Here is an 18703-nt window from a genome sequence, read left to right on the forward strand (position 1 = left end):
CCTCCAGGATCGCTAAAACAAATTCCCCGGTTGGAATCGAATATAACATTGTCCTTTATAATTACATTTTTTACATGGTAATGCCCGTCAGATGCAGGACCCCAACTACCGGAGCCACCGCCGTTTGGTAAACTATTAATGGCAGCCTGAATATCTCCGCCTGCCGGTACTATTATGCTGTCACCAGGAATAGAAAAAGGTTGAAAACCCCACGTTGTTTTAGCTGAACCTATTGCTATTAATACAGCAAACTGAAGCAATAGAAATAAAATTATCCTTTTCATCTTTTTATAATTTATAATTACATTCTATTCCTATCAATTAATTTAGGTTTTGGCTGGATGACTTCGATATTCATCTCGTCAAATACACTCTGGGCTGTGGTAATCCCTTCGGAGACAGATTCAACTCTTGTTTTCCCGTTGTCCCAAATGGATTTCCCAGCCAACTCAAAATCAAAGACACGGCCTTCCTCGGCTTTAACCTCTGCCCAATAAAGTAAGGCAGGCTGACCGTTGCTAAACTCATCAACCTTGAAATTTTGAATATCCTCCTGTGGAAAAGCATCGTTAAAATCTCCTGCCAAATTCATCTCCACCCAGCAAATCCATTTTGAGCCAGGTTTTACCTCTGCCCTGACAGAAAAATAATCATCTTTGGGAGTAGCCCCGGTGACTACTAAAGGAGGAACCTTTTCTGCGTCAGCTTCTCCATGTTTATTAACTTTGAACAATTCAAACCAGCGGGGCAACGCTACCGGAACATTGGCCTTGCCTTCCCAGTCACCAACGGCCACCCGGTGTGTTACAAAAACAGTCATCAGGCGGTGTGTTTCCGGGTCTTCCAACCAAATGGCAAATTGTGGTGGTTCGGCAAAGGTCGAAAGATAAATCAGTTCTTTATTCTGGTGGATGTTTATCTGTAACTGGGTACGACCCAATGTGTTGATAAATTCCCAGCCCAGAACGATAATAACTAGTCCTGCAATACTTATTCCTCCCCACAAAAGTTTTTTTTTCATCCTTATATTTGATTTTTGATTCCCTGCTATTAATATTTTTTCAGGATTTTCATACATTTTACACCGGGTAAATCGGTACCGGCCGTCAAAAGACGTTTAAAATATTGTCAATTATTAATAAAACGCTGCTCCCTGAATACCCGTGATCTTTCAAAATAATCATCTAGCAGTTCAATACCAAATTCCTTGATCATTTCTTCAGCACTGATATTTTCATGTTCACTGGAGACTAGGACAGACCCTAGCCTGCCAGGATCGGTTATTATTACCTTGCTGCCGTATTTTTCCTTAAGCTTGGTGAGTTTGTCCATGTTGTAGTCCAGGTGGACAAGCTTACAGTCCAGGTTGATGGTGGCCACGGTAAAATCAAAATAGTTGGTGTTGGAGCCAACAACCTCTCCCAGCGGGTTTCGGATTTCCGAAGGAACGTCCCGGAAGCCGGTTGCCCCCACAAAAAACGAACGGCATTGGTAGGCCCAATATTCCTGCATCAGCCCCCCGTGATACATAGAAGAAAAAGCCAGAATATCAGGCTTTTGGGCGGCATAACTTTCACACAGTTCCGTGAAGTTCAAATCATAGCAGATGGCACAGGCTACCGTGCCAAAGTCGCATTCGAACACGGTCGCTTCCTTTCCAGGGACAATCCCGCTTTCTATCTCCCAGATTGTCGGGAAATTTTTGTGATAGACTCCAGCCACCTTTCCTTTCCGGTCCAGCAGGATGCTGGAATTCCGCCAAACACCATCTTCCGCTTCCCATTTGGTGCCGAATATGATGTAACAGTGGTTTTCTTTCGCGACCGATGCAAAAAAATCAAGTACCTGCTTTTTTCTTACCCCATAATATTCATCCAGTTTTTCTTTGGTTAATCCTGCCGGCCGGTCGCAGAGCTCAGGCAAAACGATTAAATCAGGCTTGTCGGGGAGTACTTGTTCCAGCTTTGCCTGCCAGAATCCGATGACCTGCTCTACTCCTTTTTGCATTCCCTGGCTTTGATCAACTTCAGTCAGCCGGTTGCCGATGGTGGCCACAGTTACATAGTTTGCCGCCTTCGCATCATTTGCCACAAACCCAATAATGAATATGGCGATAAACCAATATTCAAAACAACGTATTCTATTCATGGTAACTTATTTTTATCGATCAATTTTGGCTTCGGGTGGATAACCTCTATATACAACTCATCAAAAACATCTATGGCAGTGGTTATTCCTTCCGATAATGGTTCCACCCGGGTTTCCCCCTTGTCCCAGATGGATTGGGAGACCAGTTCAAAATCAAAAGTTTGCCCTTCTTCTGCAACCACATTAAACCTCCGGTAATTCGAACCCTTTCCGGTAGCCCCTCCCTGCCAGTTCCTGTACCTTGCTGTCGTTTAAAACAGCCTCGTATTCCGGTGAAAACAAAATTTGTTTGTTCCCTGCCCGGTAAGACAAATTGGCAAGATGGATCAGTACTGAACTTTTATGCCCTTCCGCGATACCGCCATTGGCCTGTTCCCTTGTCCGTATGCAATCAATATAGTTTTTCAGGTGGGGGGCCAACGAGTAGAGACCCGGCTCCTGGGCAACTATCTCCCCGCCCTTGTCCTGTACCTGCCAGCCACCGCCCATCCGGCCAATATACATCATCCGTTTGGTGCCCAGGATTTCAATTCTGGTAGCATTTTGTCCCCATTCCGGGAAGTTCTCAGTGAACCTTACCCCGGGGCCTGATTTCTCCATATAAGGCGCACATTCGCCTGCCTGCAATGTCATTACATAATCGCCAAAATCACAGGTTGCCATCTGGTAATCCGGTGTTTCCCTGTTGTCGTTGAAAAAATAACGGCCCCCCGCGCAATAAACCGATTTCGGTAAGCCGGGGTTACCCAGTACCAAACGGGCAAGGTCAACCTGATGGCTCATGTCTTCCATTGCCAGCCCGACACCGTAATCCCAGTAATAATACCACGATTTATTGCGGGAAAGGTTATAGGGTACTTTTGGGGCAGGCCCCAGCCACATGTCCCAGTCAATAGTCTCAGGGGCGGCGCTGTCTTCTTTCTCGTTGAAAGGCACGGGTCCGTTTAACAGGCCTCTGACATGTACTGCGGTAATGTCGCCCAGTCCCCCGTTTTTTATGTAGTCCCTTGCAGAGAAGGCATATTCGGCACTCCTGTTTTGTGTGCCGCACTGTACCACACGGCCGTATTTTTGGGCTGCCAGGGCCATCTGCTGTCCCTCGTGGATGCTGAGGCTTATGGCTTTTTCCACGTAAACATCTTTCCCTGCCTGACAGGCCCAAACCGTGGCCAGGGCATGCCACTGCCCTGGCGTGGCGATGATTACGCCATCAATTTCCTTGTCGTCAAAAACCTTGCGCATGTCTCTTGTGCGCACCGGCTCAAAACCCTGCATTTTTTTCAGCTCCGAAATGGCAAGACCCCCACGCGTGTCGTCCACGTCGCAAATATACTTGAAGCGTATATTTTCATTGAGCTTGGCTGCCTGGAGTGTAAGGTTGATCCCATGGGCGCCTGCCCCGATCAATGCCAATACAACTGTGTCGTTCGCACTTTTTTGGTTGTCCTTCGGTAATTCGGAATTCACGTTTTTACGGTATCCGGGTATTTCTTTTATAACCTGCCCTCCGCCTCTTTTTGTGTCGGCAGGGGTTTTGCCGTTAGAGCAGGAAGCTGCCAGCCCCAGCCCGGCAACGCTCACTGAGGTGATATGAAAAAATTTTCTGCGTTTCATAGTTGATTATAGAATTGTATTCTAAAAATTAATTCTACGAAGATGGTAGTTTTACCATGGTATTTATATACTCACAAGGGAATATACAACCTGCTGCTGAATTATAAATTGACAGCAGGTTGTAATAAAAACTAATCGTTATTCATTCCAGCCAGGATTTTGGGTCAGATTTGGATTTAACTCAAGCTGACTCTTAGGTATGGCATTAAGATAATCACGATCAATTTTAAAGGCATAACCATTAGGAATAATATCCTGGTATGGGTCGAGGAATCCATCCTCATCAACAGGATAAGGGTTCTCCCCAATTTGAGAAGCAAGAAATCCTTTGGGGCGTTTCCCAACAATTACCTCATCGAAAGCAGCCCAGCGCCTTAAATCAAACAACCGAAAACCCTCAGCGAGAAGTTCAACCCGCCGTTCCCTCCTGATTTCATTAATTCTGGAAGACAGATCCGGGAAATCCCACTCAGGATCAATGGTAATATCTGCAAGAACCAAATTTGGCATGCCAACCCTGTCTCTAAGTTTCCTAATAGAAATATTTATATCATCCTGGGTTATTGTCCCTAATTCAGCCTTTGCTTCGGCAAAATTGAGCAATACTTCGGCATACCTGTAAATAATGCCCGGGGTTTCTTCAACATTATACGCGTGGTAAATCAAATTTTCATTATAACTTTTCCGGAGAATGTAACCGGAAGGGGAATGATACTCTGTTCCCGAATTGAGCTTGTCATAAACTTCACTCCAGTTTTGTGTTGTACCGTCCCCGACTTTCCATGGTGCATCCGGGGGTGCAATGGATTGATAAAACCTTGGGTCGCGGTTTTGCATTTCGTCACTAAGTGTGGTGTATCCTTTGAAAAGTGGGTTGCCCGATATTGGGTTACCATCGGTGCACAAATATGAATCAGCCATTCCTTTTGTTACCGAATGTCCATCGACCGTGGACATACGGTAATTTTTACTCCAATTATGCCACGGCTCACCTTTTCCTAATTCCGGGACATATTTCCTCCAAAACATTACCTCCTCATTCGATGAATAGTCCCGTAAATTAAACAGGTGATAATAATCAGAGTTTGGTTCACCGGTTGAGTAGAGGTCATATAACCCCGAATTCATAATTGCCGTGGTAGCCTCAACAACTTTGTTAAGATATTTATCAGGATCCGAATCATTTACTCCGAACGGGGTCCCATTGTGGTATTTTTCCCAGGTACCTTCAAATAGTGCAACCCTGCTTTGCAATAAAAGGGCCATCCATTTGTTAATACGCGAAGCGCCATCAGTTTTATCCGCTGTAAGGTACATAGCCGCTTTATCCAGGTCAGCAATGATATTGTCAGCCACAACGTTTCTCGGATCCCTTGGTTTATAAAGCTCCTCTGATTCTGTCCCAACTTCATTCGAATACCATTGAATAGCTCCGTAGGTCGATAACAGGTTAAAATAAATGCGGGCCCTGAAAAAATAAGCTTCGCCTAAATATTGCTGATACTCTTCAAGTTCGGCATTTTCTTCAATCCGTTTGTAATTATCTAAGAAATAGTTGATACTCCTTACCTGATTAAAATTAGGACTAACGGCGTCGCCAATAATGTTGGTTCCTTCCAGTAAAGTGCTAATGTCCCTTGAAATTTGGTTATCGGTACTATAATCCGAACCCCATATACTCGTCACTACATCAAAAGAATAAAATTGATTCACATAAGCCTCAAGGTCTTTGGGACTTTTAAAAAAGTCAACTGATCCGACTTTATCCAATGGTCTCTTGTCCAAAAAGTCTTCATTGCATGCACCGAAGATAATCAATGCAATAAAACCAATAACTATTTTAATATTTTTCATAATGCTAATGTTTTAAAATGTTAAGTTCAGACCTATTGAAAAGGATCTTGCTATAGGATAAACTAATGAGGATGCCCCACGAAAGTAGCCCCCCTCACTTAATTCTGATGAAATAGATGTTTCAGGATCAAGTGATTTTGGAAGACTTGTTAACGATATCAGGTTTTCCCCTGAAATATATATCCTTGCATTTTGGACGTAAACCTTATTTGAAAGATGCCGCGGAACAGTATATCCTACCTGAATATTTTTTAACCGTAAATAAGCTGCATTAAGCAAATACCGGGATTGTACCTGAACATTTTTATTATTTTCATTGCTGAAATAAGGTTTTGGAAAATAAGCATCGGTATTGGGACCAAACATATTTGTTTCATCGGCAGGCCGCCAGTAATCCAAAACCGGTGAACCCTTTAATACCTCGGAACTAGCCCATACTCTAACCAGCCCCCAAAAATGTGCATTAGCAGCGCCATATACTGAACTTCTTGGGAAATAATCGCGTTTGCCTATGCCTTGCCAGAACATGGAGAAATCAAAATTTTCCCAGTTGAACCCAGCATTAATACCAATATTGTACCTAGGAGTACTGTTCCCAATAACGATTAAATCTCCATGGTCGCCAAGCGTCCTTGTCCCTGTACTGATTTTACCATCGCCGGAAAGGTCTTTGTATTTTATATCTCCCGGCCCCCACTTAGAATATAATTCAGACTGGTCTGGCATTTCTTCACCCTCGGTTTGAATTAACCCATCGGAAATAAACCCCCAGATTTCACCAACCTCTTTCCCTTCATACCAGTTGTCAATAAATCCATTATCATTCCTGTATTTTAGGATTGTTGTTTTGTTATCACCAAGGCTAATTCGGACATTATATGAAAAGTCAGACGATATCCTATCTTCCCAGCTTAATGTAATTTCAAAGCCTTTGGTTGACAACGAAGCATTATTAGCCTGTGGCGCGCTTGCACCTAAAGTATATGGAAGTGTTGGCTGTGGGCCAAACATATCGGTAGTTATTCTCTCAAACCAGTCAAAAACAAAATCTAATCGGTCGTTAAAAAATCCGGCATCAAGGCCAAAATCCATTGTCGTTATTTTTTCCCATGTTAATCCGTCACTGGTTAAAGCGGGTGCTAATGCATATACAGGCCGTTCACCACCTAAAATCCATTGGAGTTCGTTGTAAACAGGAATACTTGAGATGTATAAGTAACTGGCCACGTTCTGATTTCCCAATGCCCCGTAAGACCCTCTTATCTTTAACCTGTTTACAACTGATCCAATTGTTTCCCAGAAGTTTTCCTTTGAAATGTTATATCCGGCAGAAACCGATGGGAAAAACCCCCACCTGTCTTCTGGTGCAAACCTGGACGACCCATTGTAGCGCGCACTAAATTCTAACAGGTATTTTTCCTTGTAGTTATAATTCAAACGGCCAAAAACACCTTGTGTTGACCAATCCCATTTTGTATCATCAACTGAAGTTGCCCCGAGTGTAGTACTTATCGATGGTACTTCCTCCGTAATTAAACTTTCTCCCCTTCCATTAAGTGACGAATAAATTTTTTCTTCTTGTTCATAACCAACCAATACTTTAAAATAGTGGTTTTTAATTGTTTTTTCAAAGGAAGTTATGGTATTAAACAACGTATAAGGGGAACGGGAAAAAATTGCTTCATAAGAGTCACTTGGTTTCCCGACATTACCAAACCTGCCGTTTCCAAGTTCTACCCATACCGGTTTTGGATTTGAGTTTACTTCTCGCCCTGACAGGTTATAATCATATGAAACACTTGTTACCCATCCTCTTACCGGTTCTAAATCGGTCTTAAGTGCGAGCCAGAAGTCATCATTTTCTGTCACAATCCTTCCGGCATCTTCCAAATTCCTCAATATGGGTTGATACAAGCTACCATTAATATTGTACATAGGTGTATTGGGACCGAATTGATAAAGGGCCCTAAAAGTATACATTCTTTCAACTGAAGTTATTCCTTCTGGATAATCAGAAGGAGACTTCGCATATTTTGTGTTAAAACTGACTTTAAGCCAATCGGTAACTTCCGATGTAATATTTGCCAAAGCATTGTATCTTTGGTAATCGTCATAGCCATAGGCATAAAAACTGCCTTCATCGTAATAACCTATTGAAGCGTAATACTGGGTTTTTTCATCTCCTCCACTTAGATCAAGGGTATGTTTTTGGTCAAATTTAAAGTCTTTTAACATTATATCCGGCCAATTATTATTTGCATTACCTTGCCGTCTTCCGCTCCAAATGGAGTTTGTTGGATCATCCGGATTATATTCGGATTGATAAGTCCCGTCCAGATAACCTTTAATCCTTTCTATGTGTTCATCAGAAAACATAGGAGGTTGCCCTGCATTGGCGTAGGCCTGGTTATAGGCTGTAGCATAAACTAATGAATTTTCCATATCCGGTATTCCAAGTTTAGTGTCGAATGACAGATTGTTGGAATACTTAACACTCATCCTTCCGTCTTTCTTCCCCCTCTTAGTCGTTATCAAAACTACTCCAAAAGGAGCCCGTGCACCATAAATTGCCGAAGCAGACGCATCTTTCAGAACGGATACGCTTTCGATGTTTTGAGGATCTAAGTTATTTATATCCATTTCTACACCATCAACTAAAATTAGCGGAGAATCATTACCACTAATTGAACCCATCCCCCTGATGTTCCATTTTGGTTCAGCGCCTGGCTCGCCCCCACGTTCACTCATAACAATATTCAGATTTGGTGAAGTACCTTTTAAAAGCTCTCCCACATTTTGGTTGGGCCTGTTTTCAAGTTTTTCCCCTGCAACAACATCAACAGAACCGGTTAAATTTATTTTTTTCTGTGTACCGTAACCCACAACTACAACCTCTTCCATTCCGATAGTTTCTTCTTCCATTATTATATTAATCGAGGTTTGGTTTCCAACAACCACTTCCTGTGTCCGCATTCCCACAAACGAAAACACCAGAGTGACGTCATCGGGAATATTTGAGAGAGAGTAGTTCCCGTCGGCATTTGTTACAGTGCCTTGGGTAGTGCCTTTTACCACAACGGTAACTCCGGGTAATGGTTGGCCCGCTTCGTCGGTAACGGTTCCGGTGATGGGATTTTGCTGTTGCTCATTTTCAGATAAAAACGAGGGTGCAAGTATAATTTTCCGGTCGGTGATTGTGTAAACCACATCAGTACTTGCAAATAATTGATCAAGTATTTCACCAATTTTCTCATTCTTTACAGACATATTTATCTTTCGGTCGGTATCAATAAGTTTTTCGTTGAAAAGAAAATAAAACTCTGTCTTATTTTCAATCTCATCAAGCACATCAACCAGTTTTGTTCCTGGAAAATCAAGCGAAAGCCTGGTTTTTTGAGAATAGGCATCATTTGCGAAGGTTTGAAGGATTGAAACGAGCACAAGAAATACTGTAATTCGCATGATTCTGAATGTTTTCGTTAAAAAATAAAAATTACATTCATAAAAAAATCTATTTTTTTTCATAAATTTGAACTGTTAATTATTAAAAAAATTTGAAAAAGTTTTTTTTGAAGGAAATTGTTGGAGCGATTTCCTTTTTTTAGTTATGGTCCGTCACGTAGTTTCATTGTTGTTAGTTTTAGTTTAATTCGAATTGTCAATTATTTTTTGTAGAGAAGTATTTTTTGTTTTTGCCATGTTCCATCGGCAAGCATTTTTCTGTCTGTAATCCGGTAACGAATTGGTGAAGTCATGCTAAGGTATCGGAAAACTTCTTCCAGCGAATCGTCATGAAAAGTTCCCCTGATTACATAATTTTCCAGCTCTCTATCAACCAATTCCACTTCAACGTTATACCATCTTTCAATACGTCGGGCAACTTCAGCCATTGAGTCACCCCGAAAAACCAGTTTACCTTCTTTCCATGCAGCATATTTTGCAGCTTCGGTTTTATTAATATTTATAGCTCCATCCTTAAAAACCAATCGTTCATCAGGTTTCATTTCAATAGGCGATGTACGCCCGGGTACTGTAAATTCAACCTTACCTTCTTCCAGTACTACTTCAACGTATTTTTCATCGGGATAAGCATTTAGGTTGAATTTTGTTCCGAGTACTTTCACCTTCGATTGACCTGCTGCAATTTCAAAAGGATGATTGCTATCATGAGCAACATCAAACCATGCTTCCCCCATTAGAGTGACTTGTCTGGTTGAGGCAAAAGGAACAGTATATTTCAGAGAAGAACCACTATTTAGCCACCCTTCAGTACCATCAGGAAGGGAAAAACTAATTCTTGATCCCATCGGTGCAAACAACACGGATGTCATGGGAATTTCTGACACAATAGTTTCTTTCCGACTTTGTTCTGTAATCCAAATGCCACCTGCAATTAATATTGGGATTAGCAATACAGCTGCTGCTATTGAATACCACTGGTAAATTCTCTTTACCATTGTAGGTTTTTGCCTACTTCCATTTTTATGAATAATATGATGAATACGGTCAAGTAAATAAGATAGGTCATAGACTTCGTCCAAATCACTTTTAACATATTCATCAAATTTTTGCAGAATATATTGTTTGAATTCCCTATTTTCCTCATTCTCTGAAAAGAAGGCATAAATGTACTGATCTTCTTCCCTATTGGACAAACCCTTGGCAAAACGATGCAGTCTTTCTATGTCTGATTGTTTGATCATTCACATTCTTTTATAAAACCCACCTTTTTAAAGGAGGATTTTTGAACTAACTAATCTAGAAACAAAAAAATTAGGTTCTTTCTACTTTAGTAGTAGCCACAATCAGAAACAATCTCACGAAAAAATAATGTTTTTTTTTGAATTAATTCATCTTTTAACATCAATCAACACATTCAGTGCGACTTACAGTTTTTAATTTACAGCATGAAAATTTCAAAGTAAAGCAAAAGGGCAAAACTAGTATCTGAAATATGTTCACGTAAGAATCTTATTGCAGCTGAAATCTGATTATCAACTGTGCCAGGAGAAAGGTTCATTTCATCTGCAATTTCTTTACTAGTTTTTCCCTCCCTCCTGCTTTTTATGAATATAATCTTTTGTTTTTCAGGCAACTTTTCGATTAGACGATCCACTTGCTCAAGTGTTGATTTGTATTCCAGTTGCTCTTCCAGATTAGCTGCTTGCTTTCCCAAAAAAGCTATTTCTTTAGAGTATTTTTCATGGATCTGTTTTTCCCTAAAAAGCCTGCACATATTATGATAGGCTATTGTAAAAAGATAAGACTTAAGTGATGATACTTTTTTTAGGTTTTTTCTGTTGCTCCATATCTTCAAAAATACATCCTGAACAAGCTCTTCTGCCTCTTCTCTTGATTTTAAATAGGTTAATGCAAACCCAAACAACCTATCTCCATACTTTTTAAAAATCTGGTCAAAAGCTTCTAAATCACCCCTTCGGAGTTCTTCTACTAAATCGTAATCGGAAGCTTTGTTTAATTCCATTCTAAGTATAATTATGAAACGAAGATAAAAAAAACGGTTAAATTCCCCCCACAACCCTTCTATGAAGCTAATTATTGTTTAACGTATGAACCTATTGAACAGATTTTACTTTAACCTAAGAGATATTTTTTATTTTAAAAATAATTTCATTTGATGATTCTTATGGACTATTGAAAACTCGATTGGTAGTTTTCAATAGTCATCTATGCTGAATTTTTGTTTGCTAGCTCATTTTCCTCCTTTCTTTTATGGTTTCCATTTTTATTTATTTCTTACTGCTCAGAACTTCTTTTCATCTGACAAAATAAACATCAGCAGAAGTAACATTTCCCAGTGGGATATTCCAGGACAATAAAAGTTCCGGCAGATAATTCGAAACGCAAGTTATTCAACGTATACCAAGCACTCCCCGTCGGTACGGGTTAGGGTTTTTAAGCGTGTGGGCAAAGGCAAGTGTAACGACAGAGAGCGGTTCAACCCGGTTTAGGGTGATTTAGCGAAATGAAAGAGTTACTCTTGCGAGGGGTACCGGAAGCTTCTGATTGCAGGGAGTGAGGAACGAATGACTGGAATGAAGAGGCTGGAGGTACAAAGGTGAGATGAAATTTTTATTTAACACTAAAATATTCAGTTTTATAATCACTAAAACCTAAAAGAAAGATTGCGAGTTATAATACAATACCATCAAAGGAGTGCTAATCAAGTCTATTATTTTATTATTTAAAATCTCTTGATGGGAAAAGCTCGCCCTGAACCACTTTAATTTTACGATCCGTTCTGTTCCCCGAAACTTCGCTACTATCATTTTTATCTGAATCTACAGGCTTACTCATAGAACCGAGATTACGTCCCTCCGCTTCCAAATCGACCAGTTCATTCAGATTAAAACAAGAGTGGGCAACCACATGAATAACCTCCCCTTCAATTTGCAATTTACCGGCAACCATAAGCAAGCGCGATTGCAAAATTATTTTGCGGTATTTTTCAAAAATTTTTGCCCAAACCACCAGGTTAGAAAAACCCGTTTCATCCTCAATGGTAATAAATATAACACCTTTGGCTGTTGAAGGACGCTGCCGGACAGTTATCAGTCCGCAAACCTTTACAAACCCGCCATTCTTCTGTTTTCCTAATTCGGATGCAGGTGTTACTTTCATTTTGTCCAGCTTTCTCCTGACAAAACTAACCGGGTGGGCTTTTAACGACAACGAAGTGCTGGCATAATCCTGTATTACATGTTCCCCGGAAGTCATTGCTGGCAATTCGGTTATTCCCTCTTTTATACTTTCTGAAGGTGTCCCGGTAAATACTCCTGTTGGGTGATCATACAAAGCAGAAACTTCCCATAGCGCCTGCCTCCTATCAAGGCCAACAGAACGAAAAGCATCGGCATCAGCAAGTCGTTCCAATGCAAAAGGGGAAATGCCAACATCAAGCAATTCATTACTATTTTTATAAAATACAAACCGTTTTTTCACAAGTAGCTTCATTTCATCCTGCCGGAGTCCCTTTACCTGCCGGAATCCCAAACGTATAGCATAATAGCGGCCATTCTTTTCTTCCAGTGTATTATCCCAGTGAGAATAATTTATATCTACCGGTCGTACTTTTACACCGTGTCTGCGGGCATCGATAACAATTTGAGCCGGCCGGTAAAATCCCATGGGCTGACTGTTCAGCAAAGCCGCAGCAAAAACATCGGGATAATAACATTTAATCCAGGAAGAAATATACACAAGCAAAGCAAAACTGGCCGCATGGCTTTCGGGGAATCCATAACTTCCAAAACCTTCAATCTGTTTAAAAACGCGTTCTGCAAACTCCCTTTTATAGCCTTTTTTCATCATTCCCGTGATTAGTTTCTCGCGGTATTGGCTCACTTTGCCTTTGGCTTTAAAAGTTGCCATACTCCGGCGCAAGCCATCGGCTTCGGCAGGTGTAAAACCAGCAGCTACAATGGCAATTTCCATTGCCTGCTCCTGGAATAACGGAACCCCCAGGGTACGCCCTAAAATATTTTCCAACTCTTTTGATGGATATTTCACCGGTTCTTCGCCATTACGTCTCTTTAAATAAGGATGCACCATATCTCCCTGAATGGGCCCGGGGCGCATAATCGCCACTTCAATCACCAAATCATAAAAATTACGGGGTTTCAAACGTGGAAGCATCGACATTTGTGCCCGGCTTTCAATCTGAAAAACCCCGATAGTGTCGGCATGGCCAACCATATCATACACTTTGGGATCATCCTGGGGAATGTTGGCTAAAGTCAGATTCAAACCATAATGCTGTTTAGCCAGGTCAAAAGCCTTATGAATACAGGTCAGCATTCCAAGTGCAAGTACATCAACTTTCATAAAACCCAAAGCTTCAATATCATCCTTATTCCATTCCACACAGGTACGGTTTTCCATACGCGCATTCAGAATCGGACATAATTCATGCAATTTACTACGTGTAATTACGAAGCCACCCGTATGTTGCCCCAATTGCCGGGGAAAACCCCTGTACTGCAGCGTAAGTTTCACCACCTTGCGCAGGAGAGGGTCTTTAACATTAAAACTGCTCTGTGAAGATTTCCCTCCAAACCAATCCTCGGTAAACTCATATGCCGACTTGGAAAGCACATTGATGGTATCGGTAGACAGTCCCATTGCTTTTCCTACATCACGCACGGCCCCTTTCCAGTGCACCTGGGTCACGGTTGCAACAATACCCGCCCGGTCGCGCCCGTATTTTTCATAGATATATTGCATAATCTCTTCGCGCCGTTCATGTTCAAAATCCACATCAATATCGGGTGGTTCGTTGCGCTCGTCACTCATAAAACGCGCAAACAACAAATTAACTTTGGAAGGATTAACAGAGGTAATACCAAGGCAATAACAAACAACTGAGTTGGCTGCAGAACCGCGTCCCTGGCACAAAATTCCCCTTTTTCTGGCTTCACGCACATAATCGTATACCGTCAGGAAATAGGAGGCATAATCTTTCCGCCCGATAAATTCCAGTTCCATTTCAATAGTGGTTTTAATTTTTTCAGGAATCTTATTGCCAAAATGCTCATTGGCGCCTTTCCATGTCAGATAGATTAATTCTTCCATTGGTGTCCGTCCTTCACTGGTAATTTCTTCCGGGTAGAGGTATTTTAATTCATCGAGCGAAAACCGGCAGGCATCGGCTATTTCCTGTGCATGATATATTGCTTTTGGATAATCCCGGAAAAGACGTTGCATTTCTTTGGCCGATTTCAGGTAACGTTCTGCATTCTGATGAAGTTTAAAACCAGCAGTATGAATGGCACATTTTTCTCGGACACAGGTCAGGATATCCTGCAACTCCCGCCGCTCAGGCACATGATAGTACACATTATTACTTGCAACCACCGGAATATTTAAACGTTCCCCTAATTGAAACAGCCGAAATAATTTCTTATGGTCATCACCATGGTAAGAAAAATTTGCCCCGAGATAAAGTTCATCTCCCAACACTCCCTTATATTCTTCCAAAGCCTTAACAAATGCTGGTTCAATAGTAAAATCTTCCTTGAGTGATGCAGGAGGAACAGCAATAAATTTTATGCCTGTACGATACTTAAAAACATCTGCCCGGTACAGGTAACACTCCCCTTTTTCAGCCCGAAGGTTGCCTTCAGTAAGCAATCCGGTTAAATTGGAATAAGCTGATTTATTTGTCGGATAAGCCAGCAGGTCGGGCCCATCCAGCAATTCGAGATGACAACCGGGAATAAAACGGATGTTGTTTTCCCGCGCTGCCACATGAGCCCTGACAATACCGGCAAGTGTGTTACGGTCGGTAACTGCTACTGCTTTGTATCCCAGTTCAGCTGCCCGCTCAACAATTTCCTCCGGATGCGATCCACCACGAAGAAATGAAAAATTTGTGGTTACCTGTAATTCTGTGTAAATCATCACTTTCTCCTTTCTCTGTCAAACAAAAAATCCGTGAAGAAACCAGCGGGGCTTTTCGCTCCCATACAAACCCAGCCGGAATAACCAATAGCGTGCGCCGTCTTCACCTTCCACACAATAATAATCTCTTGGCGGCCCTGTTTGAAGCCACCATTCCTGTTCTATTCTTTCCGGTCCGTCAGCTTTAGCAACCCGGATAATATTTCCCCTGTACCGAAAATGTAACGGAGGATAATCAGGAAGTACAACCATAACTTCTACGGGTTCGGGCCTGGGCAAAAGATGAAGTGGTCTGGGGCGATCCGTGCGCCAATCCGTTTCGGGCTGTTCTTCAAGGGAGTTGACTTCCTTCACAGAGTTCTCCGGCCAGTAATGTTCCTGCGGGAAATAGCGGTGAATAGCCTGCATGCCTACTTTTCCGGCAATATTGTCCAATAGTTCAGCAATGGCTTTGGGGTTGTTGCCCCCGGTATTCCACAAGGCTTCCTGTGTTTCACTGACATCTTCAACCAATGTAGCTTCCAGTGTAAATAGTTCGATACCAAGAGCTGGTTCTATCTCAGGTATTTTAAGTTCAAACAGCTTAAACAGGTGGGCTGCATTCCGGGATGCCCTGTTGGTACCAATACTGATTTGCACAGTTTCCCCGTCAATTCGATATCCTTTTAAAATACCCGTGCGCATGCCTTTTCCTTCCCTGAAAAAGCGTTCACACAAAGTTTCCAGCAAATGCCTGAGCGCAATTTTAATCCCTTTAGCTGTTCGGATAGGCTCCAAACAAGGTAAACGTTCCTGATAAACCGGGGCCGGATGGATCGGGTTTAACATTTCATGTTCTGTTCCCAGAGCCTGTCCCAAACGGGTTAGTAAGTTATCACCAAAGCGCCGGCGCAGGTTTGTCCGGGGAATAGGAATAAACTGCCCGATTTCCCTGAACCCTAATTTCCTCATACGTTCCAGTGTTGTACTGTCCAACCGTAAAGCAGTTGGAGGCAAGAAGAAAAGCGCTTCAGTTTGTTTACCCGAATCCACGATTGGACTATTTCTTCCATACCGTGCAACCGCCCATGCTGTGCCAATTGTATCGGCTATTGCAGCACGAACCTCATATCCGCCTTTCTGAAAACGGGTTGTGATTGCTTTTAGATAAGGAAGTTCCCCTCCCCACAAATGGGCACATCCCGATATATCCAGTATCAGCCCATCCGAAGGATCGGTAGCAACAACAGGCGTATAACGGAAGCAATATTCTGCAATATCTGCCAGATGCTTCTCCTGTACGTCTGGTTCTTCGGGATATACTTCAACAGAAGGTAATATGGCCCTTACATCGGCCACCACCATACTGGGCATTACACCTTCTCTGGTTAAAGCCTGGCTGGAAGCTTTAACCACCATCCTGCCACGTTCCGGGGCATATAAAAGAAAAGGTTTATCTTTTAGTTCAGGATGCAACCGGACCATCCTGTCGGTAGCAAAATAACGAAACCATACAGACATATAACGCTTATGCATATCTTTCTTTTTTTGCTATCGTTGAATCCGAAACAATTTGTTTTTGAACGGGGAGGTATCTGAATGTTCCATCCAGCCATTCAATCTGCCATGTGCCGGGCTTACCGTTACGCATCTTTATTAGTTCTACTTCCCATCGCGGAAATCCTACCCCGGGAAGCCCTTCGGGCAACCTGCTTGCCACGGGATTGACCTGCCACCGGGACACACAGGACAAGGTATTGTTTATGTACGGATGATGGCGGTGCAAAAAACCAGTAACCTTACTCTCTCCTACAGCCAACTGCAACCTCCTTGACTCGGCAAAACTGACATTTCGCAGTTCAGTAACCACAGCCGCAAGTGAGTTGCATTTTAGGGCTTGCTCTGTAACCCAAAGCGCCTCTTTGTCCCGCTTAACATCAATGAATATAATACGATGTGGCTCGATCCCAAAAAACTTCAGGACTGGGGGAAAAAGTTTTCGCCCCGTACTTATCCACATACAAACACCCCCTTTTTTCTGAAACGTATTTAATAGCCCCGATATAAAACCATTTGCTGCAGCAAAACAAGCTTCCGTAGGACTTACAAATTCATGAATTGCACCAACAGGGAAAATACCACCCGGAAACGAGTTATTTATTGGCCCCAATCCAAAATCAAGATACCGGGCATCCCCTCCGCTACTGAATCCCTCTATCACAAGTATCTTCTCTTTCAGTTGCCTGATAATTTCATTTTTCCCGGTCAACTCTTTCATAATCAAAAAATATTGCTAAATTTGTTACTTTCAATAACAATTCATTGTTTATAAATATAACAAATGAATGCGAAAACACAAAAAATATTTTTTGCCGGGAACATCAAATTTCTTCGGGAACGAAAAAAAATAAGCCAGGAATCTCTTGCGTCAAGATTGGGATTAACCCGTGCAAAAATTGCTGCTATTGAAGCCGGCAATACCAAATCACCACAACCGGAAGACTATCTTAACTTCTCTGATTTTTTTAAAATAAGCATCGACACATTACTAAAAGTCGACCTTTCAAAATTAGGAGAGTTAAAAATGCGGGAACTGGAAAGCGGGAACGATGTTTACATTCGCGGTGGAAACCTGCGGGTATTGGCAATTTCTGTAGACCAGTCGAACAACGAAAATGTGGAATATGTACCGGTAAAAGCCAAAGCCGGTTATATGGCCGGTTACAACGACCCGGAGTTTATTGCAGGTCTTCCCAAATATTCGGTTCCCAACCTGCCCACGCAAGGTACTTTTCGTATTTTTCCCTCCACCGGGGATTCCATGCTACCTGTTCCTGAAGGTAGCGACATCATTGCACAATATGTACCGGACTGGACAACTATGCGACCTGATACTCCCTGTATTGTTATCCTGAAAGGACAGCAGGATTTTGTATTCAAAATGGTAACAGTAAATAAAAACGGGACTATTTTGCTAAAATCGCTTAACCCAGAATACAAACCTTACCTGGTAGAATCCGGTGATGTAATGGAAATTTGGCGGTTTTATGCTTATACCAGCAGGGAATTTCCTGAAGCACGCTCTGAAATGGCAACTATTTTGGAAGCGATAAAAAAACTAGAAGAAAAAATCAGAAAGGACTAACCAATGTAATATGAAAAATATTTCAAATCACTATATAGCAAGCTGGTTAACGAAGTCAATTTTAAAAAAATTGATTGAGAAAAGATTCTAATAATAATTTTTAAATAGTCTTACCCGAACTTTCGTTTAGGAGGGATACTGAACTAATTTTCATGCAACATCTCCAACCTATACCTAATATGCGAAAACGAGTGACCACGCTAGTCTGACTTATCCAATAAACAGTGTCGTTAGTTTCCGCCTACTCCATTAATATAGGTTTCAACAAAAGATAAAATTTTGCTAATAATAACGTCAGTTCGAGCTAAGCTAACGTACAACTTTGCTTCTGGTCAATAACTTCTTCCATTCTAAGGGTAGGTTTTTTAGGCAGAAAGGAATAAGCTATCAGACCTGAAAGTAAGTTTGTCAGAAAATTTTCAAAGCTACGATGCCTGGTATGTTCGATTTGACAGATATTTTTCAATTCATCGTTTACTGTTTCGACCAGAGCTCTTTTGCGAAGCAGGATTTTGTCCTGAATCAACATTAAAGAGTTCTTCA

The 18703-nt window shown here is 41.7% G+C and carries 14 protein-coding genes; 1 reads left to right on the plus strand and 13 read right to left on the minus strand.

Features of this window, described 5'->3' with window-relative positions; all coding sequences use genetic code 11:
* The 12 genes from D1164_RS22950 to D1164_RS23005 form a co-directional block, all read right to left on the minus strand.
* On the minus strand, positions 1-284 hold a 284-nt coding region (locus tag D1164_RS22950), incomplete at its 3' end, for a hypothetical protein (protein WP_147372271.1).
* 17 nt (positions 285-301) lie between these two features.
* Positions 302-1021 (minus strand): hypothetical protein, encoded by a 720-nt coding sequence (locus D1164_RS22955; protein ID WP_147372272.1) that lies wholly within the window; start codon positions 1019-1021, stop codon positions 302-304.
* 107 nt (positions 1022-1128) lie between these two features.
* Positions 1129-2148, minus strand: a complete 1020-nt coding sequence (locus D1164_RS22960) for a carbon-nitrogen hydrolase family protein (RefSeq protein ID WP_119352254.1) — start codon at positions 2146-2148, stop codon at positions 1129-1131.
* Complete coding sequence (locus tag D1164_RS22965) at positions 2145-2330, minus strand: hypothetical protein (protein ID WP_119352255.1); 186 nt, start codon at positions 2328-2330, stop codon at positions 2145-2147. Before D1164_RS22965 ends, D1164_RS22960 begins: the two co-directional genes overlap by 4 nt.
* A gap of 1 nt (position 2331) precedes the next feature.
* A complete protein-coding gene (locus tag D1164_RS22970; protein ID WP_119352256.1) occupies positions 2332-3762 on the minus strand; it encodes a Gfo/Idh/MocA family protein in 1431 nt (476 codons plus the stop codon).
* 138 nt (positions 3763-3900) lie between these two features.
* Positions 3901-5616, minus strand: coding sequence for a RagB/SusD family nutrient uptake outer membrane protein (locus D1164_RS22975; RefSeq protein WP_119352257.1), 1716 nt, complete (start codon positions 5614-5616; stop codon positions 3901-3903).
* 12 nt (positions 5617-5628) lie between these two features.
* Positions 5629-9078 carry a TonB-dependent receptor gene (locus tag D1164_RS22980; RefSeq protein ID WP_206611098.1) on the minus strand — a complete coding sequence of 1150 codons (3450 nt, stop codon included), beginning with the start codon at positions 9076-9078 and terminating at the stop codon, positions 5629-5631.
* Between the two features lie 200 nt (positions 9079-9278).
* On the minus strand, positions 9279-10319 hold the full coding sequence (locus tag D1164_RS22985; RefSeq protein WP_119352259.1) for a FecR family protein: 1041 nt from the start codon (positions 10317-10319) through the stop codon (positions 9279-9281).
* A 197-nt stretch (positions 10320-10516) separates the two neighbouring features.
* Positions 10517-11101, minus strand: a complete 585-nt coding sequence (locus D1164_RS22990; protein WP_119352260.1) for an RNA polymerase sigma-70 factor — start codon at positions 11099-11101, stop codon at positions 10517-10519.
* Between the two features lie 716 nt (positions 11102-11817).
* Positions 11818-15036, minus strand: coding sequence for an error-prone DNA polymerase (locus tag D1164_RS22995; protein WP_119352261.1), 3219 nt, complete (start codon positions 15034-15036; stop codon positions 11818-11820).
* 18 nt (positions 15037-15054) lie between these two features.
* Positions 15055-16551: a Y-family DNA polymerase gene (locus tag D1164_RS23000; RefSeq protein WP_119352262.1), complete on the minus strand. Its 1497-nt coding sequence runs from the start codon at positions 16549-16551 to the stop codon at positions 15055-15057.
* The gene (locus D1164_RS23005; RefSeq protein ID WP_119352263.1) at positions 16544-17293 is read right to left on the minus strand and encodes an ImuA family protein; all 750 of its coding nucleotides are present in this window, start codon (positions 17291-17293) and stop codon (positions 16544-16546) included. The genes D1164_RS23000 and D1164_RS23005 overlap by 8 nt, the downstream gene beginning before the upstream one ends.
* A 63-nt stretch (positions 17294-17356) precedes the next feature.
* Here D1164_RS23005 and D1164_RS23010 point away from each other — a divergent pair, with 63 nt between their 5' ends.
* Complete coding sequence (locus tag D1164_RS23010; protein ID WP_119352264.1) at positions 17357-18160, plus strand: XRE family transcriptional regulator; 804 nt, start codon at positions 17357-17359, stop codon at positions 18158-18160.
* Positions 18161-18464: 304 nt separating this feature from the next.
* Here the strand turns inward: D1164_RS23010 and D1164_RS23015 are convergent.
* Positions 18465-18703, minus strand: a 239-nt coding sequence (locus tag D1164_RS23015) for a transposase (RefSeq protein WP_147372273.1), incomplete at its 5' end; no start/stop codon positions are given.

The organism is Mariniphaga sediminis, from assembly GCF_003573545.1.
GTDB lineage: Bacteria > Bacteroidota > Bacteroidia > Bacteroidales > Prolixibacteraceae > Mariniphaga > Mariniphaga sediminis.